Here is a 24,191-nt window from a genome sequence, read left to right as displayed (position 1 = left end):
GGGATTAGGAAAAATAAAATTGATTACCCAGTACCCAGTCCCCAATCCCCAGTCCCTAGTTCGGAAACCCGTACAGAAGAACTTGTTGCCATTTGTCGCTGCTTTTCGGTAGATTAGCACTCAGGAGTCGAGAGTGCTAACAAGCGAGCGAAAATTAAAATTATGGCAGCTGTATCTTTAAGCGTATCCACAGTTAAACCTTTAGGCGATCGCGTTTTTGTGAAAGTGACCGCCGCTGAAGAAAAGACCGCAGGTGGTCTATATTTACCCGACACTGCTAAGGAAAAACCCCAAGTAGGTGAAGTAGTAGCCCTTGGACCTGGCAAGCGGAATGATGACGGTAGCCGTCAAGAATTGGAAGTTCAAGTGGGTAACAAGGTGCTGTACTCCAAGTACGCTGGCACTGACGTTAAACTCGGAACTGAAGAATATGTACTGCTTTCTGAGAAAGACATTCTAGCAGTAGTCAGCTAATTGGGTGATGAGGGGTCTAACAAGTCAAAAGTCAAAAGTCAAAACTTTGAGTTGGCAAGTCACACCCCACCAAAGAACTGACAATTAATTACAAATAACCAAATCAAAAACTTACACAGATTATGGCAAAGCGCATTATTTACAACGAAAACGCCCGTCGCGCCCTTGAGCGTGGTATTGATATTCTGGCTGAAGCTGTTGCTGTCACCCTTGGACCAAAAGGTCGTAACGTAGTTTTAGAGAAAAAATTTGGCGCACCACAAATCGTTAATGATGGTGTGACTATTGCTAAAGAAATTGAATTAGAAGACCATATTGAAAACACCGGCGTGGCTTTGATTCGCCAAGCTGCTTCTAAAACTAACGACGCTGCTGGTGATGGTACAACCACCGCTACAGTTTTGGCTCACGCCATTGTTAAAGAAGGCTTGCGGAACGTGGCTGCTGGTGCTAACGCAATTTTGCTGAAGCGCGGTATTGATAAAGCTACTGCTTTCTTAGTAGAAAAAATTGCTGAACACGCTCGTCCTGTAGAAGATTCTAAGGCGATCGCTCAAGTTGCGGCAATTTCTGCTGGTAACGATGAAGAAGTCGGTAGCATGATTGCTCAAGCTATGGACAAGGTGGGCAAAGAAGGCGTAATTTCCCTAGAAGAAGGGAAGTCTATGACCACCGAATTGGAAATCACCGAAGGGATGCGCTTTGATAAAGGCTATATCTCTCCTTACTTTGCTACCGATGCAGAGCGAATGGAAACGGTTTTTGATGAGCCTTACATCTTGTTAACTGACAAGAAAATTGCTTTAGTTCAAGACTTAGTTCCTGTACTTGAGCAAGTAGCTCGTTCCGGTCGTCCTTTGGTAATCATTGCTGAAGACATCGAAAAAGAAGCTTTGGCTACTTTGGTAGTTAACCGTTTACGCGGTGTCCTTAACGTGGCTGCTGTGAAAGCTCCTGGTTTTGGCGATCGCCGTAAGGCTATGCTAGAAGATATCGCTGTCTTAACTGGTGGTTTACTAATCACTGAAGATGCTGGTTTAAAGCTGGATACTACCAAGCTGGATAGCCTGGGTAAAGCTCGCCGTATCACCATCACCAAGGACAGCACCACCATTGTTGCTGAAGGTAACGAAGCTGCTGTTAAGGCTCGTTGCGAACAAATCCGCCGTCAGATGGATGAAACCGAATCTTCCTATGACAAGGAAAAACTGCAAGAGCGTTTGGCTAAATTGTCCGGTGGTGTAGCTGTTGTGAAAGTTGGTGCAGCTACCGAAACCGAAATGAAGGACAAGAAGCTGCGTTTGGAAGATGCTATCAACGCTACCAAAGCTGCTGTAGAAGAAGGTATTGTTCCCGGTGGTGGTACAACCCTAGCTCACCTCGCTCCTCAATTGGAAACCTGGGCTAACAGCAACCTCAAAAATGAAGAGTTGACTGGTGCTTTAATCGTCGTTCGTGCTTTACCTGCTCCTCTGAAGAGAATTGCAGAAAACGCTGGTCAAAACGGCGCTGTAATTGCTGAAAGAGTGAAAGAAAAAGATTTCAACATTGGTTTCAATGCTTCTACCAACGAATTCGTTGATATGTTGGCAGCTGGTATTGTTGACCCCGCTAAGGTAACTCGTTCTGCTTTGCAAAACGCTGCTTCTATCGCTGGTATGGTGTTGACAACCGAATGTATCATTGTTGACAAGCCTGAACCTAAAGATGGCGCTCCTGCTGCTGGCGCTGGTATGGGTGGCGGAGATTACGACTACTAAAATCTAATCTTTTCCTACTTTTAAATAAATGGCCGCTTCCGTAAGGGGGCGGCTGTTTTTTTGTTGATTCCTACTTTTTCAGGGACATTGTAGCTGTTATAATAGGGTTCAGCTTGTCCAACAACGATATTATTTTGAGGAGGTTTAACTATGACTCAAATTATTAATCATCAATCGAATTATCAAAAGTTACCCGAAATTGTCAAAACTTTAATTGACAATAATCTTCTTTATCAAGAAAACTTAAATAGACAGGAAATGCTGGAAGTAATTAATCGTACTTTTGATCCTTTAAAAGTTCCTGATGTTAATAGTATCTCTGAAGAGAAATTAACGAAACGGATTAAAAGTATTTTATCTTTACATTTAGTTTCAGGAATGCTAAATGATTTGACTCCAGAGCAAATGCAAATTTTTGATGAATCTGTAAAACGAGGTTAAATGGGTTATTTATTAGATACTAATATTGTGTCAGCGTCGCTAAAACAGAATATTGAAGTGGCATTGAAAATTACAGAAATCCGTGGTCAAGGTGAATTTATTGGTATTAGTGGTATAACTTACTATGAAGTTCAAAGAGGACTTTTAAGAATCAATGCTACTAAAAAATTGGCTTGGTTTCAACAATTTTGTCAAGATTATCCTATTTTGTTTTTAGATAATCTGAGAATTTTTGAAAAAGCATCGGAAATTCATGCTGATTTAACAAACAGAGGTAAAATTATTCAGGATGCAGATATTTTGATAGCTGCTACTGCGATAATTCATAATTTAATTTTAGTTTCTCAGGATTCTGATTTAAAGAGAGTTAAAGATTTACAGTTAGAAAATTGGTTAATTTCTTAGTGAATTGTTTAGTAAAATATAATGTGAACCGTTGCAACTTTTTCTAAAAAAGCATTGTAACCAAACTGAATGCAAGCCAATTAAGATCGCCATAAATACAAAAACAACAGTATCTATGACCTTAAAAGATTTAGAACCAGAACTCCTGGCATTAAGTCCATCCGAAAAAGCACAAGCTATCCAACTCTTAGTGCGAAGTTTAAGCAATGTTTGGCAAGGAATTGAAAAAACTCCCGGAGTGTGTGGTGGTGATGCCAGAATCGCCAATACTCGCATCCCTATTTGGTCACTGGTAAATTATCGCCGTCTAGATGCTTCCGATGCTCGAATATTACAGGATTTTCCCCACTTGAAAGCAGAGGATTTAGTCAATGCTTGGGGTTATGCTGATGCTCATTTAGAGGAAATTGAGGCTGCCATTCGTAGGAATGAGGAAAGTTGAAAAATGGCACGTCTTTATGCCGATGAAAATTTTCCTCTGCCCATTGTAGAATTGCTGCGGATATTTGGTCACGATGTCCTTACTACTGAAGAAACAGGAAAGTCTAGATTAGGAATTCCCGATGAGGATGTCCTAGAATTTGCGATCGCGGATAAACGTGCTGTTTTGACACGAAATTGGGATGATTTCAGACGATTGCATCGATCTCAACCTAACCATTTTGGAATTATCCTCTGCAAGGAAGACTTAAACACAGAAAGACAAGCAGCACTTATCAATAATGCTATTTCTGCTGAAGGTACTCTTGAAAATAGATTAGTTAGAGTGATTCGTCCGCAGCATTCTCAAAAATAGGTGATTCCTACGGAGTGCTTCGCTATCGCCTATTAATTTAGATCAAACCCATATACAGCAATGGTTCTGGATACATAAAAGGAATATTTGATCAGAAAGGGAGCGGTAGCAGCAATTTTATTTTTAGTATAAAGACAATCTTAAGAAATCAAGTTAATTCTTATACCGATGATATGTTCAAGTTTAATTATTAATTAATACACTGTATGTCTTATCATCCTATTGCTAATTACATTTATGATTTATTGGTTCAAGAGATTACTGATCAAGAAGGAGAAATTACTTTTAACTTTCTAAATATCTCTGTTAGAATTAATGAAAAAAGTGCAATTGGTGATTTATTTCAAGAATGGTTAACTGAATGGATGAGACTAAAAAGAATTGAGTTTAGAACCAAAACAAATACCCAAGAATTTCCTGACTTTCTACTAAATACTTCAGATACTATAGGGTTATTAGAAGTAAAAACATTTAATTATAATGCCTCAGCTAATTTTGATGTAGCAAATTTTAGAGCTTACTATCGCTCTTTAAAAACAGAAGCATATCGGTTAGATGCTGATTATTTAATTTTTGCTTATGAATTAAAAGATTATAAATTCAAAGTTAGAAAAATGTGGTTGAAAAAGATATGGGAAATTACGGGAGGATCAGCGGATTATTCAGTTAAATGCCAGGTAAAACAAGATGAAATTGTCAATATTAGACCTGTTGTGTGGTATTCGGAAAATCAGAAAGCTAGAAAACCATTTAAATCGAGGCTTGATTTTGTTGAAGGTTTATATGATACTTTAATGAAGTATCCTGGAACACAGAATCAAAGTTCTGATTGGTTAGAAAAAGTTAAAAATAACTATTTTTATCATACAGGAGAAGAATTATAAGTTTTGTAAAAAGATTATTAGTTTTATCTACTTAGAACGTAGACTTGATTGGGAACTGACAGCATTTTTTGAATAACTATTCTTTCCGTAATTTCTTTAACAACAGTAACTACCACCGTATTTCCCAATAAATCAAATGCTTTACTGATAGGTAAACTGATTTGATAATCTTCAGGAAAACCAAATAATCTCAATCCCTCTCTAATTGTTAAACATCTTAACCCTTTACCATCAACTACTGCTAATCTCTGCATATCAGTAGCTACTAAAGTTGGTGCAATATCATGAGGATCAAGTATTTTATTAATCGGAAAACTGAGTTTACCAACTACAATATTATAGCCTTTAGGTAAATCAAGTCTATATTCTCTTTTCTTTACTGTTTTACCATCTTTATTTACTACGTCTTGAATATCTTTAGGATGCTCATATTTTAAATAACCTTTATTTGCTAAATCATCTAATATTTGTTTTAAATTTTTATGTTGATAAAAAGTTTCAATTTCATCTAAACTTAACGGTATTCCATCCATCCACTGAATACCCTTTTTAGCAGACCAATTTTTTCTTCTTCTTTGTTTTAGTAATAAATTTAGTAATTCTCTTTGTTCTATACTAACATTTCCTTTTAATTCTAAATCCCAACTGTGAATATTATCTTCTCCTCCTCTTTTATCTCTAATAGATTTACCATAAAGTTCATCAAGAGAATATTGTGCTAATAATTTTTTGACAAAATTTGTTTGTAAAGTTGGACAACCTGTTTGTAAAATATTTAATAATACAGATTTATTATTTCTAGGAAAATTTAAAGAAATAGGGTTTGTCTTAGTTCCAGTTATATAAACTCTTTTTCTATCTTGAGGAACACCAAAATCTCTAGCATTCAAAACATCACATTTAACTTGATAACCTAATTGTTCTAATTTATTTATAATAGTTGTTAATGTTCTACCATCGTCATGTTGAACTAAGCCTTCAACATTTTCTAATAAAAATCCAAAAGGTGATTTATCTTTTAAAATACGTTCAATTTCAAAAAACAAAGTTCCTCTAGTATCTAAAAATCCTTGTCTTGTTCCTGCACTACTAAAAGGTTGACAGGGAAACCCAGCTAATAAAACATCAAAATCAGGTATTTGTTGACTTAATATTTCAGTGATATCACCCCAGATTTTACCTTCATTAAAATTTTGTTGATAAACTTTAATTGCTGTGGATTTAATTTCAGAAGTTAAAACACATTCGCTGTGAATTCCTAAAGATTGACAGGCTTTTTCTAAGCCTAATCTCATTCCCCCAATCCCTGCAAATAAATCAATAAATTTAATAGTGGTAGACATTGTTAGCTATTAATATCAACAAACAATTTTTATATTAACATAATATATACGTTTTAAATAACATTCTTAATTTCAACTTACTATTTTCTCTATGTTTAGAAAAAAACAGAAAAATACGTGAATATACGTTTGTGTCTTAGCAGTGCTTATATTTAAATATATTCAATAGCATTTTTAGCATCTATTAACTTAATAACATATTGAAATATGGCGAAACCAGGGTATGAAGGTTATAACGGCGAAACTCCTACAAAATGCGTGCGTGAAAAATTTGGGGATACTACAGTTTACGCCCAAAATGCAAAATCACTGCTAACAAAAGCGACTGGGTTTATTGCTGCTTATGATTTTACTCTCAATCCTTATCGGGGTTGTCAATATGGTTGTAGTTATTGCTATGCTGCTGCATTTAGTCCTAATTCTCAAATGCGTCAAGACTGGGGTAAATGGGTAATTTATAAAGAAAATGCGGCTGATATTTTGGAAAAAGAGCTAGAAAAATGGTATCGGAAAAATCCCAATCAACCTCCCATAATTTACATGAGTAGTGTAACAGATCCTTATCAACCTTTGGAGTCTAAACATCAATTAACTCGCAGGTTATTAGAGGTAATGCTTGATGTGAGAGATAACGGTTATGCAACTCCAAATTTAGTAATTCAAACTCGCAGTCCTATTATTACTAGAGATATTGATTATTTACAAAGGTTTCAACGATTGCGAATTAATATGAGTATTCCCACAGGTAGCGAAGCCGTGAGAAGAGATTTTGAACCCCGTTCTCCTAGTATTAAAGCCAGATTAAATGCTATTAATAAAATCAGACAAAGTATTGATAGTTTTAAAGGTTTTATTCCTAAACTTTCTATTACGATTACACCTTTACTCCCAACATTAATAACAGATGAAGATGCTTTTATTCAGAAATTAGCTATTGCAGATAGAGTAGTAATTCAAGATTTTCATCCTAACAATAATCGTTCTCTTGTCGCAGGAACTCGTCAAGAAGCTGAAGAAATTAAACAAAAGTATGCTTGGTGGTATAATTCTGAGAGATTTAGTTATCAGAGATTTAAAAAAAAGTTAGTCTCTCAGCTTCCGGGTGTGGAAATAAAAGAAGGAAAAGACGGTTTTGGTTATGAGTAATTTTATTATTAATTGGTGGAGAAGTCAGCAATTTAAATCAGCATTAAAACGTGGTGATACCCGAAGTGCTGTACAAATTTTACAGGAGATTAAAAAATCAGGTGCAAATTTTTCTTGGTTAGAGAAATTATTCAGAGATAAACTGCAACTTGAACGTACTTTTCAAGAAAATAAACGAGATGCTGAAAATTTAAGAAAACAACTAACAGAAACATCACAACAAAAATCTACTTTTTTATTAAAACCAGATACGGAATTTATTACGTATATTAACAAAGGTTGTAAATTATTACAGCATGATGAATATAAACTACAAGTAACTGGAATTGATGAGCGTATATTTGAAGATTTTGAAATTAGACTCGTGGAATATCTTCAAGAAGAATTTAGTAAGATTTCTGATAAACAATTAGCAATTAAGTTAGAAGATGCTTTGGAGGATATTAATGGCTTAAAAATGGGAAAAGATCCAGACTACCGTTTTAGTTTAACTCCTCATGTCTACTTTATGAAATATTTTTTAGAAAATGTATATTGTCTTTATTTAGCATGGTTTTTAATTTATCAGGATGATTTGCTACCAACTAAATTGAATATTCTTGATATTGCTGCTGGACCTGGAACAACAGCTTATGGTTTGGCTTTATTTCTCCAAAGTTGTAGCAGCTTTTTTAATATTCCCCAAATGCACGTATCCTATTATTCTTTAGAAAAACAAGATGCTTTCCAATATCGAGGACTTCAGTTTTGGAGAAGATATATTGAATCGTGTATTAGTCCCGTAAATACTTATTTTCGCTTTGTGACTGATGACATATTTACCTGGAATGAAAAATCTAATAATATCCCCAAAAAGTTTTTTGATTTTATAGTTATTTCCCATTGTTTTTTTAACGATACAGTTAAAAATCAGGAAGCAAATAAGATATATAAACAAATATTTGCTCAAAGTTTAAATAATGAAGGTTATGTACTGTTAATTGTGCAAGATAAAAAGTTATTTAAAATTTATAATACGCAGAAACTTGAAGATAAAAACCAAGAAAAAAATTTAGTATGCAAATTTGTAGCAGAACTTGAATTAGAATTGGTTTGGTATAAGTATTTAACCTCAACTGATTCCAGAATACCTTTATCTGCTGCTAAATTTGCTAAATTGGCGAGAGAGAAACTACCTAAACAAGTGTATATGTCTCCGATCATCCAAAAGTATTTTAGACAGAAATATGAGTCAAGCTATACTTTAGATGATTATATAATCTTAGCGAAAAAACCATAGACAAGATATTATCAGCCAAATTTATCTAAAATTAAAGATTTCTTTCTGAAACTTTTACAAAATGTCTAATTTTAAATAAAATATAATTTTCATTTATATAAATGACACAGAATCCAGGAACAAAGCCAGGTTGGTATGGAAAACTTAACTTAGTCTATGCTAAACGCCACGATGCTACCCAGTTAATTTATAACCATAACCAAGCACCATTTAAGGTACAACGCCCCTTTTACCCAGAAGGACAAGAAGTTTGCCATAGCGTGATTTTACACACGGCTGGGGGCGTTGTGGGGGGCGATCGCTTATCTTCCCAAATTCACTTAGAAGCAGATAGTCAAGTCTTAATTACTACCGCTGCTGCTGGTAAAATATATCGTAGTAACGGTTTAATAGCAAAACAAACTGTAAATATTCAAGTTGATGCAGGTGCTTGTTTAGAATATTTACCCCAAGAAACTATTTTATTTAACGGTGCAGTTTATCAGCAGGATTTGCGGGTAGAATTAGCGACGGGAAGCAGCTTTTTGGGGTGGGAAATTACGAGATTAGGAAGAACAGCGAGAGGAGAGAAATTTGTACAGGGAGAGATGCGATCGCACACCGAAATCTGGCAGAATAATATCCCATTATGGATTGATAGGCAATATTTACCCGGTAGCGAAGAAGTATTTCACAGTCCCCACGGTTTAGCAGGAAACCCCGTTGTTGGTAGTTTCATTTGGGTTGGTTTTCCCATCTCCCCAGAAATTATTAAACAAGCACGTTCTTTAATTATGCACAATTCTGATGCTGGGGTAACTCGGTTAGAACATGGATTTTTGTGTCGATATCGTGGTAATTCTACATCTGAAGTCAGAAATTGGTTTACAAATATTTGGCAAATGTTGCGAGTATCGTTGTTAAATCGTGGTAATTGTATACCTAGAGTGTGGCCAACTTGAACTAATTAGGAGAAAAAAATGCAACTGACACCCCAAGAAAAAGATAAATTATTAATATTTACCGCTGGTTTAGTCGCAGAAAGACGTAAAGAAAGAGGTTTGAAATTAAATTATCCTGAAGCAGTGGCTTATATTTCTGCGGCAATTTTAGAAGGTGCAAGAAACGGACAAACTGTAGCAGAGTTAATGAGTTATGGAACAACTTTATTAACACGAGATGATGTCATGGAAGGTGTACCAGAAATGATTTATGAAGTACAGGTAGAGGCAACTTTTCCTGATGGAACAAAATTAGTAACTGTACATAATCCTATTAGATAGTATAAAAGGAGTAAGAACCAAAAAATTACCAATCAACAAGCTTTCAAACCATTTGTAGAATTTTTAGAAAACCTTTAAATTAGGGAAAAATTATGATACCAGGCGAAATCGTCACCCCACCAGGAGAAATCGAACTCAATGAAAATCGTCCAACTACTAAATTAATAGTAGCAAATACAGGAGACAGACCCATACAAATTGGTTCACACTTTCACTTTTACGAAGTCAACAAAGCCCTCCATTTTGACAGAGAAAAAGCGCGAGGAATGAGATTAGATATCCCCGCCGGAACAGCAGTCAGATTTGAACCAGGAGACGAAAAAGAAATCACCCTTATTCCCCTAGTTGGTAGTCGTCAAATCTATGGATTCAACAACAAAATCAACGGAAACCTCTAAACCTCTCTCTGCGCCTCTGCGTGATAAAAAAAGGATAAAAAAATGCCCTACAAAATGAACCGCCGCGCCTACGCTGACACCTACGGACCAACAGTAGGCGATAAAATTAGATTAGCAGACACCGAACTATTTATAGAAGTAGAAAAAGACTTCACAACCTACGGCGACGAAGTGAAATTTGGAGGAGGAAAAGTCATCAGGGATGGAATGGGACAATCTCCAATTTCTAACGCTGATGGTGCTGTAGACTTAGTAATTACTAATGCTTTGATTCTCGATTGGTGGGGTATTGTTAAAGCAGATATCGGCATCAAAAACGGCAAAATTCACAAAATTGGTAAAGCCGGAAATCCCTATATTCAAGACAATATAGATATCATTATTGGACCGGGAACGGAAGCTTTAGCCGGTGAAGGAATGATTGTGACTGCGGGGGGAATAGATAGTCATATTCATTTTATTTGTCCCCAACAAATTGAAGTAGCGATCGCATCAGGTATTACCACCATGATCGGTGGCGGAACAGGACCAGCTACAGGAACAAATGCCACAACTTGCACTCCTGGACCCTGGAATATTTACCGAATGCTACAAGCGGCTGATGCTTTCCCCGTCAATCTGGGATTTTTAGGTAAAGGTAACACCAGTCAACCTCAAGGACTAATAGAACAAATCGAAGCTGGTGCAATGGGGTTAAAACTCCATGAAGACTGGGGAACTACTCCCGCTACAATTGATACTTGTTTGACCGTGGCTGATGAATATGATGTACAAGTAGCAATTCACACGGATACTCTCAACGAAGCTGGTTTTGTGGAAGATACTATTGCCGCTTTTAAACATCGCGCTATTCACACCTACCATACAGAAGGCGCTGGGGGAGGACACGCACCGGATATTATTAAAGTCTGTGGACAAACCAACGTTTTACCTTCTTCCACTAACCCGACTCGTCCCTACACTCTGAATACATTAGATGAACACCTAGATATGTTGATGGTGTGCCATCATCTTGATCCTAGCATTCCCGAAGATGTAGCTTTTGCTGAATCACGTATACGTCGGGAAACTATTGCTGCTGAAGATATTCTGCACGATTTAGGCGCATTTAGTATGATTGCTTCTGACTCCCAAGCAATGGGAAGAGTCGGAGAGGTAATAATTAGAACCTGGCAAACTGCCCATAAAATGAAGGTACAACGGGGAAGTCTTGCGGGAGATAGTATAGCCGATAATCTGCGAGCTAAAAGATATGTATCTAAATACACAATTAACCCAGCAATTACTCATGGTATTGCTGAGTATGTTGGTTCTGTGGAAGAGGGGAAAATCGCTGATTTGTGTTTATGGCAACCTGCGTTTTTTGGTGTCAAACCAGAAATAGTTATTAAAGGGGGAATGATTGCTTGGTCACAAATGGGAGATGCTAATGCTAGTATTCCCACTCCTCAACCTGTACATTCGCGTCCGATGTTTGGTAGTTTTGCCGGTGCGCGTCACGCGACATCATTAACTTTTATTTCTCAAGCTGGTTTAGAAAGAGAAATTCCCCAAATGTTAGGGTTGAAAAAATCAATTGTTGCTGTTTCTGGAACTCGGCAAATTACTAAGCAAGATATGAAATTAAATGATGCTTTACCTCAGATTGAAGTTGATCCAGAAACTTATGAAGTTCGCGCAGATGGAGAGTTATTAACCTGTGAACCTGCGACAGTTTTACCAATGGCACAAAGGTACTTTTTGTTTTAGATTATGACTGAACAATCTACAGATTACGATTAAGTAGCTCAATTTAATAGGAAATAATACCCATATTCCCGAATTAACAAATCTGCAAATTCGGGGATATATGTAAATTTATCAATGATCATCATATTGTTACTAGAAATAATTTACAATTGGATATAAATTAACGCCCAAATTATCATGATTTCCAAAATTAAACGTACTGCTAAAATACTAATTGTAGACGACTCACCCGATAATATTTTTCTAGTCAAAACTATCTTAGAAGCTGAAGGATACACAACTAGCAGCGCCAAAAATGGGGCTTCAGCACTTTCCAAACTAGAAGCATCTGCTTATGATTTAGTATTACTTGATTTGATGATGCCAGACATGGATGGCTATGAAGTCACTAGACGCATTCGGAATGAACTGAACCTACAGCAATATATCCCCATTCTGCTGATTACTGCCCATGATACACCCAACGTAGCCCAAGGATTAGATTTAGGAGCAGATGACTTTATTGGCAAACCTGTTAGCGTGGACGAACTTCTGGCCAGAGTGCGATCGCTCCTGCGACTCAAACACAGTATAGATGAACGTGATGAAATTGCCCTTCAGCGTCAAGATTTTGTTTCTCGTCTTACCCATGACTTACGCACCCCTTTAGTAGCAGCTGATCGGATGTTGATGTTATTTCAGCAAGGTGCTTTAGGAGATTTATCACCACAAATGCAAGAAGCTATTACTGTGATGGCACGTAGTAACAGCAATTTGCTATCTATGGTTAATACCTTATTAGAAGTTTATCGTTTTGAAGCTGGACGCAAAACTTTAGTATTTCAACCAGTAAATATCAGCCAGTTGTTAACAGAAATATCTGGAGAATTAACACCCTTAGCTCAAGCGAAATCATTACCTATTAATTTAGATTTACCGGATGATTTAAACACCAAAACCATCATAGGCGATCGCTTAGAATTACATCGTCTATTTACCAATCTCATTGGTAACGCGATTAAATTTACAAATTCCGGTTCAGTTACTCTTCGTTTTCATTCTCAAAGTAATATTAATGATCTCATCACCATTGAAATAGCAGATACAGGTGTGGGTATTCCACCTCAAGAACAATCGACTTTATTTGAACGATTTCGTCAAGGTAATCACGATTTTTCTGGTAGTGGCTTAGGACTCTATTTAGTACGTCTTATTATCGAAGCACATCAAGGTAAAATTAGCGTTAATTCTGAGTTAGGTAAAGGTAGTATTTTTATAGTTAATTTACCTTTACAACCAAAATCTAACTCCTAATTATTAAGAAATCATGTTACCATATCACAAAGTAAGAATTCAGGTGAGGAGATAAGATCCCCGATTTCTGAGATCAATTGATTATTTATGGACACAATCAACAAAATAAGTCGGGGATATGGGTATGAACGATTGCTATAGCTGAATACTTACATCACAAAAATATTCAACTCTGCTGAGGATGAAAATATGATTTCTGTTGAAACAAGCAACCCCAGGGCAATTCTCAACCAACAACGGGAGTTTTTTATAACTGGTAAAACTAAAGATGTAGATTTTCGATTAACTCAATTAAAAACTCTCAAACAATTAGTCATAGACAACAAAGCCGATATTATTAAAGCCTTAAACGCCGATTTACATAAACCAGAATTTGAAGCTTATGCTACAGAAATCGGTGTGATTAAAGAAATAAATTACGCCATCAAAAATATTCTTAATTGGACTAAACCTCAAAAAGCAACAGTTCCCTGGGATTTATTTCCTTACTCAGCTAAAATTCATCCTGAACCTCTAGGAATAGTTTTAATAATTGGACCGTGGAACTATCCATTTTATTTAATGATTGCGCCTTTAGTCGGTGCGATCGCATCGGGAAATTGTGCAATTATCAAACCTTCAGAACTTGCACCCCACACCGCCAATTTATTATCTGAACTCATCAGTAAATATTTCCTCCCAGAATATATTACAGTCGCACAAGGTGGAGTAGAAACCAGTCAAAAGTTACTAGCAGAAAAATTCGATCACATCTTTTTTACAGGTGGTACAGCCATTGCTAAAATCGTTATGGCAGCAGCTGCAAAACATCTCACCCCAGTCACATTAGAATTAGGTGGTAAAAGTCCTTGTATAGTTGATACAGAAATAAATTTAGAGCAGACGATCAGACGCATTACCTGGGGTAAATTTATCAACGCCGGACAAACTTGTATTGCACCTGACTATCTATTAGTTAATAAAAAAATCAAACCAGATTTAGTTAATGGTTTAAAAAAATGTCTGCAAGAATTTTATGGAGAAACCCCAGCAACTAGCCCAGACTTCGCGAGAATTATTAGCAAAAAACATTTTGATAGGTTAGCTAACTTTCTCAAATGTGGTGAAATTATAGCTGGTGGAGAAACTAACCCAGAAGAACTTTATATTGCACCCACATTACTGGATCATATTTCCTTAGCAGATCCTATTATGGAAGAGGAAATTTTTGGACCAATTCTGCCCATAATTGAATATACAGATATTGATGAAGCTATCAATTTGATTAACTCCAAACCCAAACCTTTAGCTTTATATCTATTTTCTGAAAATAAAAACTTGCAACAACGAATTTTACAAACAACTTCATCTGGTGGTGTGTGTATCAATGACACAGTCATGCAAGTTGCCGTTTCTTCATTACCATTTGGTGGTGTTGGTGATAGTGGAATTGGTAGCTATCATGGTAAAGCTGGTTTTGACACCTTTTCTCATTACAAAAGTGTCTTGAAAAACTCATTTCGACTAGATATTAATTGGCGTTATGCCCCGTATCAGGGTAAACTACCCCTGTTAAAACGACTTATTGGCGGTTAGTAACAGAATAGATCCCCGACTTTGAAAAAATCGAGGATCTATCTTGAGAGTGCGATAGCTTTGCTCTCTTCGAGACGCTACGCAAACGCCGTAGGCATCGCTATAGCTCTATCATCATCAGGTAGATGGAAATATCACTCCACCAATGTAGCGGTAGTTCCCTCAATTGTTGGTGGTAGACTGGGCAACTCTAAACAGTATCCAGCACCATAAACCGTCTTGATATAACGGGGATGGCGGGGATCTGGTTCGAGCTTAGTTCTCAAGTGGCGAATATGCACCCGAATAGTTTCAATGTCATCATCAGGATCATAGCCCCAGACTTCTCGGAGAATTTCACTGGGAGAAACTGTCTGTCCATGACGCTGAAGCAAGCAATGAAGTAACTCAAATTCCAAATGAGTTAGTTTCACAGTTTCACTAAACCAGATGGCCTCAAATCTTTCTGGAACGAGGGTAAGAGGACCATAGTTGAGAATTTCACTGTGTTTTGCGGCTTGGGGAATGCGATCAGTCCGTCGTAACAAAGCTCGCACTCGCGCCAGCAGTTCTTCAACTTCAAAAGGCTTGGTCAAGTAGTCATCCGCACCAGCATTGAAACCCTCAACTTTATATTGAGTTTGGCTTAAAGCCGTCAACATTAAAACTGGAATTTCAGCGGTGCGTTCATCCCGACGTAAGCGTTGGCAAATGGTAAAACCATCTACTTTGGGCAACATTAAATCGAGCATGATCAAGTCAGGTTGTAGCTGGAGAGCCAGCGCCTGACCTTTGATGCCGTCTTCAGCTTGACTAACATCGTAGCCAGCCATTTCCAAGTTGATGGCAACAAGTTCTGAAATTGCTGGGTCATCGTCTATGACAAGAATCCTCGGCATTCTTAAAAAATTATGACTACTCTATTTAAGGATAAATAAGAACCTTTGAGATATACAAAGATTACTATTTGGATTCTAAAAAGACTTTAAATCTAACATAAATATTAAGATTAAAAGATGTTGAAATCAAGACTAATTTACAAAAAAATTAACATAAGATGCTTGACTCCACTTACAATCCGCCCTATTTCTTGCGAAATGGGGCTGCGATGACGGCTTACACTGCTTTATGGGCAGGACGAGATTGGGAAAACACAACTCCACATCCAGAGCCATTTTATCAGCAGGTCGTATTTACAGGAGGGCAGGATGTGCCAATTTTTGGTTGGGTTGCTATCCCCAAAAATGCTCATAGCACAATTGTTGGAACTTATGGGATTACAGGTGAGTTAGAACAACAATGGTTTTTAAGATTGCTAGGACGTAAAGCTTATGCTCAAGGTTATGCTGTGGTTCTCTTCGATTGGCGAGCGCATGGACAAACGGCGGCATTATCCCCAACTTTAACTTCCGATGGTTTACATGAAGGGGAAGATTTTGTCAGAATTGCGGCTGAGGCTGTAGCAATGGGTTGTCCTCGTCAATGCTGGTTTACAGGGTATTCTTTAGGCGGACAATTGGCATTGTGGGGTATAAAATCGGCACAAGATTTAGATCATAAAAATATTGACGTTGCTGGTGGGGCAGTGATTTGTCCCAGTTTGGATTCGTTGCGATCGCTCACTTACTTGGTCACTCATCCTTTTGGGAAGTACGTAGAATCCCGGATTGCTGGAGAATTGAAAAAACTCGCCTGGAAACTACATCATACTCATCATGGTTATTTTGACCCAGCCGCCATTGAAAGAGCAAACAGCATTTGGGGATTTGATGAAGAACTGGTAATTGGGCGGTTGGGTTTTAGTTCTGTGGCAGAATATTATCAGGCCAGCAGTGGTTTACATCTGTTACCTCAGTTGCAAAAATCAACTTTGATTATTTATGCTGCTGATGACCCCTTATTTGATCCCGATATTGTTGCTGATTTAAAAGCTGCTAGTGCCAAAAATTCTGATATAAATTTGTTACTCACTACCTACGGTGGTCATGTAGGTTATGTAAGTAGTAAAAAGTGTCAACAGCAAGCACAAGATCCTGATCAATGGTGGGCTTGGAATCGCATCTTACAGTGGATAGAAGAAAAGCGTATTGAACAGCTGAATACAGTGGAAATGCTAAAATAACCTTCACAAATCCCAAAAACAAATCCCCGACTTCTCTAAAAAGTCGGGAATCTGAAAACTCCGAAAACTAGAATTTTTAATTACTTGTGACTACGTTTAATCATATTTGGCTACCTGCACCCGAAAATTTAATTTTGTCGTCGGATGATGTACATATCTGGAAAATAGACCTCAAGCAGTCAGAATTACAGATACAATCTTTCCGAGAAACTTTATCTAGTGATGAAATTACTCGTGCAGAACGATTTTATTTTCCAGAACATCGGCAGCGTTTTATTATTGGTCGTGGTAGTCTTCGTACTATTTTAGGACGTTATTTAGGTATAAAACCATCACAGGTAGAATTTGATTATCAACAGCGAGGAAAGCCGCTTTTAGCAGCTAAGTTTGCAGATTCTGGACTATTTTTTAATTTGTCCCATTCTCAAGATTTAGGCTTGTGTGGTGTAACTTATCAGCGATTAATTGGGGTAGATTTAGAATATATTCGCCCAATGTCGGATTTAGAAAATCTAGCCAAACGCTTCTTTTTACCCAGAGAATATGAAGTGATTAAATTACTTCCTCCTGAAAAAAAGCAACAAGTATTCTTTCGATACTGGACTTGTAAAGAAGCTTATTTAAAAGCTACAGGAGATGGTTTAGTTCAATTGGAACAAATTGAGATTGACTTAACACCTAAAAAACCGGCTCAATTACTGGTTACAGGAAATTGGGAACTAAGGGAATTAATACCAGCAGATAATTTTGCTGCTGCGGTGGTTGTGGCTAATCATGGCGGAAATTTCCAGTTTTGGCAATTATAAAGCTCCCCGATTACCGATTTATTGAAAAAATCAGAGATTTAACTCCTATAAATTAAATCTATTAAGAAAAGACGAGCTTGTTCTAAAGATATATGTCTAGGTTTTCCTTGATAAACAATTTGGTATTCATTAATATCTGCTCCATCTCCATATCCTGAAATCAGCTTGCAGTGAAATGCTTCTTCAGCAAGTTCTCTAACTTCATTTCTTAGAGCAGCCTGTGTGTTATTCATAACTTTGCTGCCTCTTTAATTAGCTATTTCTCTTTTATTAAAACAGCAAAATTATTAAATCTTTCCCAGGTATTATTTTTATCTTTCTTCTCTAGATAGTATTTTCAGAAACTTGAATTAAGTTGAAATTATGCCCTGAGATAGCTAAATATTTGGGATAATAGGAGTAAATTGGAGTAGGGTCACTAGTTTCAAAAACTGTCAATATATTGAAAATCAATGACTCAAGAGCAAATCACCGATGTCATCCGCATTAATGCCAGAAGAACTGATGCCTTTGATATTTTTAACTTCAGGTATTATATTGGATCAAACCCTTATTTGGATACAGGGGCGCTAGTATTTGATTTTGCTTTAACTGAAGATCGAGATCCCTTACCAATGGAGGATTATATTGCTATTATCAGCGATTTCTATCCTCACTTAGCCGAGCTAAAATATCAATTATACGCTGATTTATTTGCTCATGTTGTTGCAGAAGTGAGCAAATTAGATATGGGTTTACATTTTCAACTTTGGAGTATTAAACCATACCACTCTTATGTAAGAATCAGTATTCAAGCATTACATGAGCGTACAGCTAGAGGAGTAGTTTACCTAGTTTGGGATTGGTTTGAAAGTATTACTAAAGATGGGTATTTCACCTTTGAGGAACAGTTAATTAAATTGCAAAATAAGTTCCGGGAATCTGTCTATGGTGGTCCTACTGTTTATGCTTTATGGCAAACTGCATATCAACAGGGTATTCCTACTTTCTATTTGTGGGAAGAAGGATTAATGCAATATGGTTATGGTAAAAAACAAGTGCGAGGAGTAGCAACAAGTTTTGATATTGACAGTCATCTAGATTCTGAATTCACTACTCGCAAAGATGACTGTAAGGAATTTTTAGAACGGTTGGGTTTTCCCGTTCCTCATGGTGATATTGTGGTTTCCGAAGCAGAAGCTTTAGATGTAGCTAGAGAAATTGGATATCCAGTTGTAATTAAGCCTGTTGTAGGTCATAAAGGAATAGGTGTAACTGCTGGTGTGCAAAATTCTAGAGAATTGAAATCTGCTTATGATTTGGTAGTATTAGCAATTCCAGAAGATGAATCAATTAGAGTGATTGTAGAAGAAAGTATATCAGGAAATGATTTTCGGTTATTATGCGTAAATGGTAAATTTGTTGCGGCTACAGAACGTCGTCCACCATCAGTTGTGGGTAATGGTTATTCAACAATTAGAGAATTAATCAGAAAAGAAAATCGTAAACCAGAACGGAGTGATACACCCACATCACCGATGAGTAAAATTGTCATTGATGATGCAATGGAACGATATTTAGATGAACAAAGATTGAGTTTAGATAGTATACTTGAGAAAAATTGTACTATTTATCTTTCCCAAGTTGCTAATATATCATCTGGTGGTATCAGCATTAATGCCACAAATAAAATTCACCCTGATAATATTATCTTAGCTGAAGACATCGCCCAACATTTTCGCCTCACTTGTCTAGGTATTGATGTTATTGCTAAAAATATTGCCCACTCTTGGCAATTGGGCAATTTTGCTATCTTAGAAATTAACGCTGCACCAGGAATTTTAATGCACCTTAACCCAGCTATAGGTGCAAGTGTTGATGTTCCTGCTCATATTTTATCAACCTTTTTTCAATCAGCCCAAGATGCCAAAATACCAACTATCACTTTCAATAAAATTACTATCATCGAATTACAAGCAACAATTGACCACATTCTCTTACAGCATCCCCAAATGAAAATAGGTGCTGTGTGTCGTGAGGGAATATTTATCAACCGTTCCGAAAAAGTTTTGCATCAAGATTACAATCGCAATATCCAAACTTTGTTGCGTCATCCCCAACTGGATTTACTAATTGCTGAATATTCAGAAGACATTCTAGAAGCAGAAGGAATGGTTTACCAAGGTAGTAATATTGTAATTTTAGATCATCCTACTGAAACAGAGATGATGTTATTAAGGGATGCTATAGATGGTTCAATTGTAATAATTAAGAAAGAGAATAATGTTTCTATTCAGCATAAAGGGTTAATTGAAGATTACACCTTGACAGAAGAGGAAGATTTTTTCAATCTTTATTTACAGCAAATTGACACAATTTTGTGAAGGAGTAACGAAAATGCTGATGAAGTGTATTTTCCTCTCATCTAAAAAGTAGTAAATTTGGACAGAAATTACTATAAAACTTCCTCTTCTAACGCCTTACGAGCCACCTTAGTGACATAAATTGTCACAGCAACCGTAGCGATAAAGCCGATAATCCGAATTGCCCACTGGACACCGGGATTTCCGGGTTGAGAGTCAGTACCAATTGTGGCAATACTTCCCGCTAAAGAACCGATATAAACATACATAATTGTGCCGGGAATCATGCCAATTGAACCCAGAACGTAGTCTTTGAGGGAAACTCCGGTTACACCATAGGCATAGTTCAACAGGTTAAAGGGGAAGATAGGAGAAAGTCGGGTTAACAGGACAATTTTTAGTCCTTCTCTACCTACGGCTTCATCAATCGCCCGAAATTTATGATTATCTGCGATTTTCTTAGCCACCCAACCCCTCGCCAAATAACGTCCGACTAAGAAAGCTGCTGCTGCTCCTATAGTTGCACCAATGAAGACATAAAGTGAACCCATCACCACACCAAAGACAACCCCTGCACCAAGAGTGAGGATTGATCCTGGCAAAAAGGCGACGGTGGCAATGATATAAAGTAAAATAAATGCTAATGCTCCTACAGCACCAAGACCATCAATCCATTGCAAAGCATTTTTTAACCATACTTGGGGATTAAATCCTGGAGTGTTTTGAGCCGATTCTTGTCCGAAAGCTGGTTCTGTGGCAAATACTAAAGTAACGCTAAATGCTAACAGGATGAGGACAGCGAATTTAATGAGCTTTTGCCAGTTTTTAGTTGAGATATCTGCAATAGTTCTATTTTGATCTTGGGGAACTATCAAATTAATCAATCCTGGTTGTAACATTGGTGATTTCTCCTGATTAAACATTTGTGTTTAAGTTTTAAAAGGTGACTAGAAGTCACGGCTACACAAACAAAACCCACCTTCGTGGGTTTCAAACCCTTAATTTTTCATTAAGCGGCTACACAAACAAAACCCACCTCCGTGGGTTTCAAACCCTTAATTTTTCATTAAGTGAATTATATCGCCCAAAACTTTTCAAACATCCTCTAAAGATTTCTTGGCTAGGCGTGCTAAATAAATGGTCAGTGCAACTGTAGCCATCAATCCCACCCCCCGAATTACCCATTGAATTATTTGGGTTTCTGGACTGGTGAACTGATTCGGTTTTTCTAGCATAGCCAAATCGCTAACCAGAGAACCAAGATAAACATACATGACAGTACCGGGAATGATACCAAAAGAACCCAAGATATAGTCTCTCACAGAAACCTGAGTTACACCAAAGGCGTAATTTAACAAATTGAAGGGTAAAATGGGGGAAAGGCGAGTCAGGAGGACAATTTTGAAGCCTTCTTGGGCTATTGCTTTGTCAATTGCTTGGAACTGAGGATGATTTTCAATCATTCTACAAATTACTTTTCGACACAAACAACGTCCAATGAAAAAAGCCCCGGTTGCGCCCAAAGTTGCCGCAATAACAACATAGATTGATCCCCAAACTAAGCCGAATAATACACCTCCACTCATAGTCAACAAAGCACCGGGAATAAATAATACTGTTGCTATGTTGTAAATGACGATAAATGCAGCTACTCCCCAAGAACCAAGACTTTCCACCCAAATTAATGAAGTCCGTAATAGTTCCTGAAAGTTAAATTTTTGAATAGTAGCGATCGCCATAACAACTAAACTACTAATCAGCAATAGTTTGATCTGGAAACTGAATCGGCGTTTTCTCGGTTGGCTCATTTCATTGGTTTTTTCTTGGTCATTTTTTTCCATGTAGGGGGGAAGCATTCGGGCGATAAATTCTCGGTTTTTTCCTATGTTTATTTTCCGAATGCTTCGCCCTTCAGAATCCTGACTCCTGCTGTATTGTTCTAACTTCCGACAAACCATTGAGTCCCCGTAAATAGGTAATATGCCCCAGTCAAAATCAGCGCCATACTACCAAAGCGGATAATTCCCTCAGAATGTTGTAACAACTGCTTACTTTGTTTAGCCAGTCCTGTAAATAAACTAGCTAGGAAAATCAACAGGGTATAGCCCAAAGCATAACTTACCATCGTCAGCGTCCCCAATATCTGCGAACCTGTTGCCGCTGCGGCTGCTAAGACTGCAAATAACACCGGACTAGCACAGGGAGAACTCACCAAAGCAAAGGTCAAACCCACTCCATAAGGACCAGCTTGGGGCAAATTCACATTCATCTGTGGTAGGGGAATATTTACCACTCCCATCAACCACAAACCCATTACAGCCATAATCAATCCCACAACAATATTGATATAGCCTCGGTACTCCACCATTACAGTCCCAGCAAAAGATGAAACCAAGCCAAACAGGCTTAAAATTGTCACTGCTCCCAGGACAAACAAGCCAGCTTTAATAAAAGCATCCCCACGAGATTTAATATTTAATGTGCCGATGTAGCTGAGGTTGACAGGCAAAAGTGCCAAGATACAGGGGGAAACACTAGCAAGTACCCCACCAATAAACGCCAAAGGTATCAACACCAAAGGATTTCCTGTATCCTGTTGATCAAACCACTGCTGATAACGGTTTTCAACAATGGAAATGACTTGTTGAATCGGGTGACTAATTACTGATCCAAGGGTGATCACTAGAACTAGGGTAAGCAATCCTAGTCCAGCGTAAATTAGCCATTTTTTTGAGATTTTAGAACGCTGGAAAGAGGGTTGTTCTGTTGACAATTGAGGTATTTGTTTCATAGATTTGTTCTTAAGTCAAGTCATCTAAGCAAAGCAAGGCACAAAGTTTGAGATTGGGAATTTTCCAATTTCATGGGTTTATTTAGCTAAAGCAACATCAAGAACTGTTTTGTAATCTTCTAAATTAGGATTATTGCGGTGTTGTGCTAACACTTTTCCTGTAACAGGATCGATGATTGTGAGCATTCCTGTTTGAGATTTATTTGCAGCTAAAAATTCACTGAGTCCTAGAGGATGTTTGAAAAGTGGTATTCGGTAATTTTTATCACATTTTTACCCCCCTTAATCCCCCCTTAAAAAGCTATCCATTACCGGGATCTTTCTTAACATTCGTGAGAGCGATCGCTCGCAAACCCCCAAACCTTAATCCTCCGTTGATTATTCTCAATAAAATAAAGTTTTTATCAAGAAGAATAAGGTACATTTTGTCAAGAGCAGGGAAATTTTCAAGCGTTGAAACCGTTGCCACATAAATGTTTCAAGATTGTTAAGAAAGATGTGGGTAATGGATAGTTGATAAGGGGAGGGTTAGGGAGGGGTAAAAATATTTGATACATCAATCATGACTTTTCAAACACCCTTTAAAGCTTTTTCGAGTATTTTGGTGTAGTCTGCTTTATTAGCATTGTTTTGGTAGATGGCTAAAATATTGCCAGTAGCCGGATCAATGATGGCTACAGTGCTGGTTTTACTCTTATTAGCTTTGAGGAATTTACCCAAACCTAATTTTTGCGCCATTGCTTCCGTCTGTTTCAGTTTGGCTCTATCAGTGACATCCAAAACCACAAAGTTAACTTTGCCGGAATATTTTTGTTTCAATTGCGATAGAGTGGGGGCAATATTTTTGCAGCCACCACACCAAGTAGCAAATACATCCACTATCACTGGTTTTCCCTGAAGTTCTTTAGCTAGAGGTCCGCCTACAGAATTGGTGGTAGTAGTAGATGGTTTTACCTGAGCAATTTTCGTAATTGATGATTGAGTTTCAGTTGCAGAAATAGTAGTTGAGGTTGTAGCTAACATTGATGCAGTAAAAACTAGGCTGCTCAAAGAAATTTTCAGCAAGGAATCTATATATTTAGACATTAAATTTTTCCTGTTCTCAATATTGAATTGCAGGACGCTACCACAATGCGCCTGGGAGTGCATTTTGTGCTTGTTATCCTCAAAATCGCAACTGCAATGGTGAATTGTGGGGCATCTATCTATAAGACGAGTGATGATCAAAACTGGATTTAATTAAATCCAATTTATTGATAAATTATTTTTTGAGAGTATCCAATCCGATCGCCTGATATCAGTCGTCATCAGAATAGATGGTATTTTCTAGAGGAAAGAGTTTAGCT

The 24,191-nt window shown here is 37.3% G+C and carries 25 protein-coding genes; 18 read left to right on the top strand and 7 right to left on the bottom strand.

Annotation, left to right across the window (positions count from 1 at the left end; translation table 11 throughout):
* Positions 1–162: 162 nt before the first annotated feature.
* The 7 genes from groES (at position 163) to VB694_RS15330 (ending at position 4,760) form a co-directional block, all read left to right on the top strand.
* The gene (gene groES, locus VB694_RS15360) at positions 163–474 is read left to right on the top strand and encodes a co-chaperone GroES (protein ID WP_323361193.1); all 312 of its coding nucleotides are present in this window, start codon (positions 163–165) and stop codon (positions 472–474) included.
* Positions 475–596: 122 nt separating this feature from the next.
* Complete coding sequence (gene groL / locus VB694_RS15355) at positions 597–2,234, top strand: chaperonin GroEL (protein WP_323361192.1); 1,638 nt, start codon at positions 597–599, stop codon at positions 2,232–2,234.
* Between the two features lie 150 nt (positions 2,235–2,384).
* On the top strand, positions 2,385–2,675 hold the full coding sequence (locus tag VB694_RS15350; RefSeq protein WP_323361191.1) for a hypothetical protein: 291 nt from the start codon (positions 2,385–2,387) through the stop codon (positions 2,673–2,675).
* Positions 2,676–3,080: a type II toxin-antitoxin system VapC family toxin gene (locus VB694_RS15345; RefSeq protein WP_323361190.1), complete on the top strand. Its 405-nt coding sequence runs from the start codon at positions 2,676–2,678 to the stop codon at positions 3,078–3,080.
* Between the two features lie 115 nt (positions 3,081–3,195).
* Complete coding sequence (locus VB694_RS15340; RefSeq protein WP_323361189.1) at positions 3,196–3,522, top strand: DUF433 domain-containing protein; 327 nt, start codon at positions 3,196–3,198, stop codon at positions 3,520–3,522.
* A 3-nt stretch (positions 3,523–3,525) separates the two neighbouring features.
* Positions 3,526–3,876, top strand: coding sequence for a DUF5615 family PIN-like protein (locus tag VB694_RS15335; RefSeq protein WP_323361188.1), 351 nt, complete (start codon positions 3,526–3,528; stop codon positions 3,874–3,876).
* Between the two features lie 206 nt (positions 3,877–4,082).
* Entirely contained in the window at positions 4,083–4,760 is a 678-nt protein-coding gene (locus tag VB694_RS15330) for an NgoBV family restriction endonuclease (protein WP_323361187.1), read from the top strand.
* A gap of 23 nt (positions 4,761–4,783) precedes the next feature.
* On the opposite strand, the gene dcm is transcribed toward VB694_RS15330, so the two are convergent.
* Positions 4,784–6,103 carry a DNA (cytosine-5-)-methyltransferase gene (gene dcm, locus VB694_RS15325; RefSeq protein WP_323361186.1) on the bottom strand — a complete coding sequence of 440 codons (1,320 nt, stop codon included), beginning with the start codon at positions 6,101–6,103 and terminating at the stop codon, positions 4,784–4,786.
* Between the two features lie 207 nt (positions 6,104–6,310).
* On the opposite strand from dcm, the gene VB694_RS15320 reads away from it, so the two are divergent.
* The 8 genes from VB694_RS15320 (at position 6,311) to VB694_RS15285 (ending at position 14,805) form a co-directional block, all read left to right on the top strand.
* On the top strand, positions 6,311–7,249 hold the full coding sequence (locus VB694_RS15320) for an SPL family radical SAM protein (protein WP_323361185.1): 939 nt from the start codon (positions 6,311–6,313) through the stop codon (positions 7,247–7,249).
* Entirely contained in the window at positions 7,242–8,528 is a 1,287-nt protein-coding gene (locus VB694_RS15315; RefSeq protein ID WP_323361184.1) for a photosystem II assembly protein, read from the top strand. Before VB694_RS15320 ends, VB694_RS15315 begins: the two co-directional genes overlap by 8 nt.
* A gap of 101 nt (positions 8,529–8,629) precedes the next feature.
* Positions 8,630–9,469, top strand: coding sequence for an urease accessory protein UreD (locus tag VB694_RS15310; protein ID WP_323361183.1), 840 nt, complete (start codon positions 8,630–8,632; stop codon positions 9,467–9,469).
* An 18-nt stretch (positions 9,470–9,487) separates the two neighbouring features.
* Complete coding sequence (gene ureA, locus VB694_RS15305; protein WP_323361182.1) at positions 9,488–9,790, top strand: urease subunit gamma; 303 nt, start codon at positions 9,488–9,490, stop codon at positions 9,788–9,790.
* 92 nt (positions 9,791–9,882) lie between these two features.
* The gene (locus VB694_RS15300) at positions 9,883–10,188 is read left to right on the top strand and encodes an urease subunit beta (protein ID WP_323361181.1); all 306 of its coding nucleotides are present in this window, start codon (positions 9,883–9,885) and stop codon (positions 10,186–10,188) included.
* 42 nt (positions 10,189–10,230) lie between these two features.
* Entirely contained in the window at positions 10,231–11,937 is a 1,707-nt protein-coding gene (gene ureC, locus VB694_RS15295; RefSeq protein WP_323361180.1) for an urease subunit alpha, read from the top strand.
* Positions 11,938–12,114: 177 nt separating this feature from the next.
* Entirely contained in the window at positions 12,115–13,230 is a 1,116-nt protein-coding gene (locus VB694_RS15290; RefSeq protein WP_323361179.1) for a hybrid sensor histidine kinase/response regulator, read from the top strand.
* A 189-nt stretch (positions 13,231–13,419) separates the two neighbouring features.
* Positions 13,420–14,805 (top strand): aldehyde dehydrogenase, encoded by a 1,386-nt coding sequence (locus VB694_RS15285; RefSeq protein WP_323361178.1) that lies wholly within the window; start codon positions 13,420–13,422, stop codon positions 14,803–14,805.
* A 134-nt stretch (positions 14,806–14,939) separates the two neighbouring features.
* Here VB694_RS15285 and VB694_RS15280 read toward each other — a convergent pair whose 3' ends face one another.
* On the bottom strand, positions 14,940–15,683 hold the full coding sequence (locus tag VB694_RS15280) for a response regulator transcription factor (protein WP_323361177.1): 744 nt from the start codon (positions 15,681–15,683) through the stop codon (positions 14,940–14,942).
* 158 nt (positions 15,684–15,841) lie between these two features.
* Between VB694_RS15280 and VB694_RS15275 the strand changes: the two genes are divergently transcribed.
* The gene (locus tag VB694_RS15275) at positions 15,842–16,906 is read left to right on the top strand and encodes a YheT family hydrolase (RefSeq protein ID WP_323361176.1); all 1,065 of its coding nucleotides are present in this window, start codon (positions 15,842–15,844) and stop codon (positions 16,904–16,906) included.
* A gap of 86 nt (positions 16,907–16,992) precedes the next feature.
* Positions 16,993–17,712: a 4'-phosphopantetheinyl transferase HetI gene (hetI, locus tag VB694_RS15270; RefSeq protein ID WP_323361175.1), complete on the top strand. Its 720-nt coding sequence runs from the start codon at positions 16,993–16,995 to the stop codon at positions 17,710–17,712.
* 38 nt (positions 17,713–17,750) lie between these two features.
* Here the strand turns inward: hetI and VB694_RS15265 are convergent, their stop codons facing one another.
* Positions 17,751–17,945 (bottom strand): hypothetical protein, encoded by a 195-nt coding sequence (locus VB694_RS15265; RefSeq protein ID WP_323361174.1) that lies wholly within the window; start codon positions 17,943–17,945, stop codon positions 17,751–17,753.
* 219 nt (positions 17,946–18,164) lie between these two features.
* On the opposite strand from VB694_RS15265, the gene VB694_RS15260 reads away from it, so the two are divergent.
* Entirely contained in the window at positions 18,165–20,075 is a 1,911-nt protein-coding gene (locus VB694_RS15260) for an acetate--CoA ligase family protein (RefSeq protein WP_323361173.1), read from the top strand.
* A 71-nt stretch (positions 20,076–20,146) separates the two neighbouring features.
* Here the strand turns inward: VB694_RS15260 and VB694_RS15255 are convergent, their stop codons facing one another.
* From VB694_RS15255 to VB694_RS15240, 4 genes are all read right to left on the bottom strand, one after another.
* Positions 20,147–20,953, bottom strand: a complete 807-nt coding sequence (locus VB694_RS15255; RefSeq protein WP_323361172.1) for a TVP38/TMEM64 family protein — start codon at positions 20,951–20,953, stop codon at positions 20,147–20,149.
* Positions 20,954–21,148: 195 nt separating this feature from the next.
* Positions 21,149–21,862, bottom strand: a complete 714-nt coding sequence (locus VB694_RS15250; protein ID WP_323361216.1) for a TVP38/TMEM64 family protein — start codon at positions 21,860–21,862, stop codon at positions 21,149–21,151.
* A 131-nt stretch (positions 21,863–21,993) separates the two neighbouring features.
* Positions 21,994–22,845, bottom strand: coding sequence for a cytochrome c biogenesis CcdA family protein (locus tag VB694_RS15245; protein WP_323361171.1), 852 nt, complete (start codon positions 22,843–22,845; stop codon positions 21,994–21,996).
* A gap of 570 nt (positions 22,846–23,415) precedes the next feature.
* Positions 23,416–23,931 carry a thioredoxin family protein gene (locus tag VB694_RS15240; RefSeq protein WP_323361170.1) on the bottom strand — a complete coding sequence of 172 codons (516 nt, stop codon included), beginning with the start codon at positions 23,929–23,931 and terminating at the stop codon, positions 23,416–23,418.
* Positions 23,932–24,191: the final 260 nt, after the last annotated feature.

The organism is Anabaena sp. UHCC 0451, from assembly GCF_034931405.1.
In the GTDB taxonomy this organism is placed as follows: Bacteria; Cyanobacteriota; Cyanobacteriia; order Cyanobacteriales; family Nostocaceae; genus RDYJ01.
The sequence above is the reverse complement of the archived record's forward strand: the minus strand, read 5'-3'. Positions and strand labels throughout refer to the sequence as shown.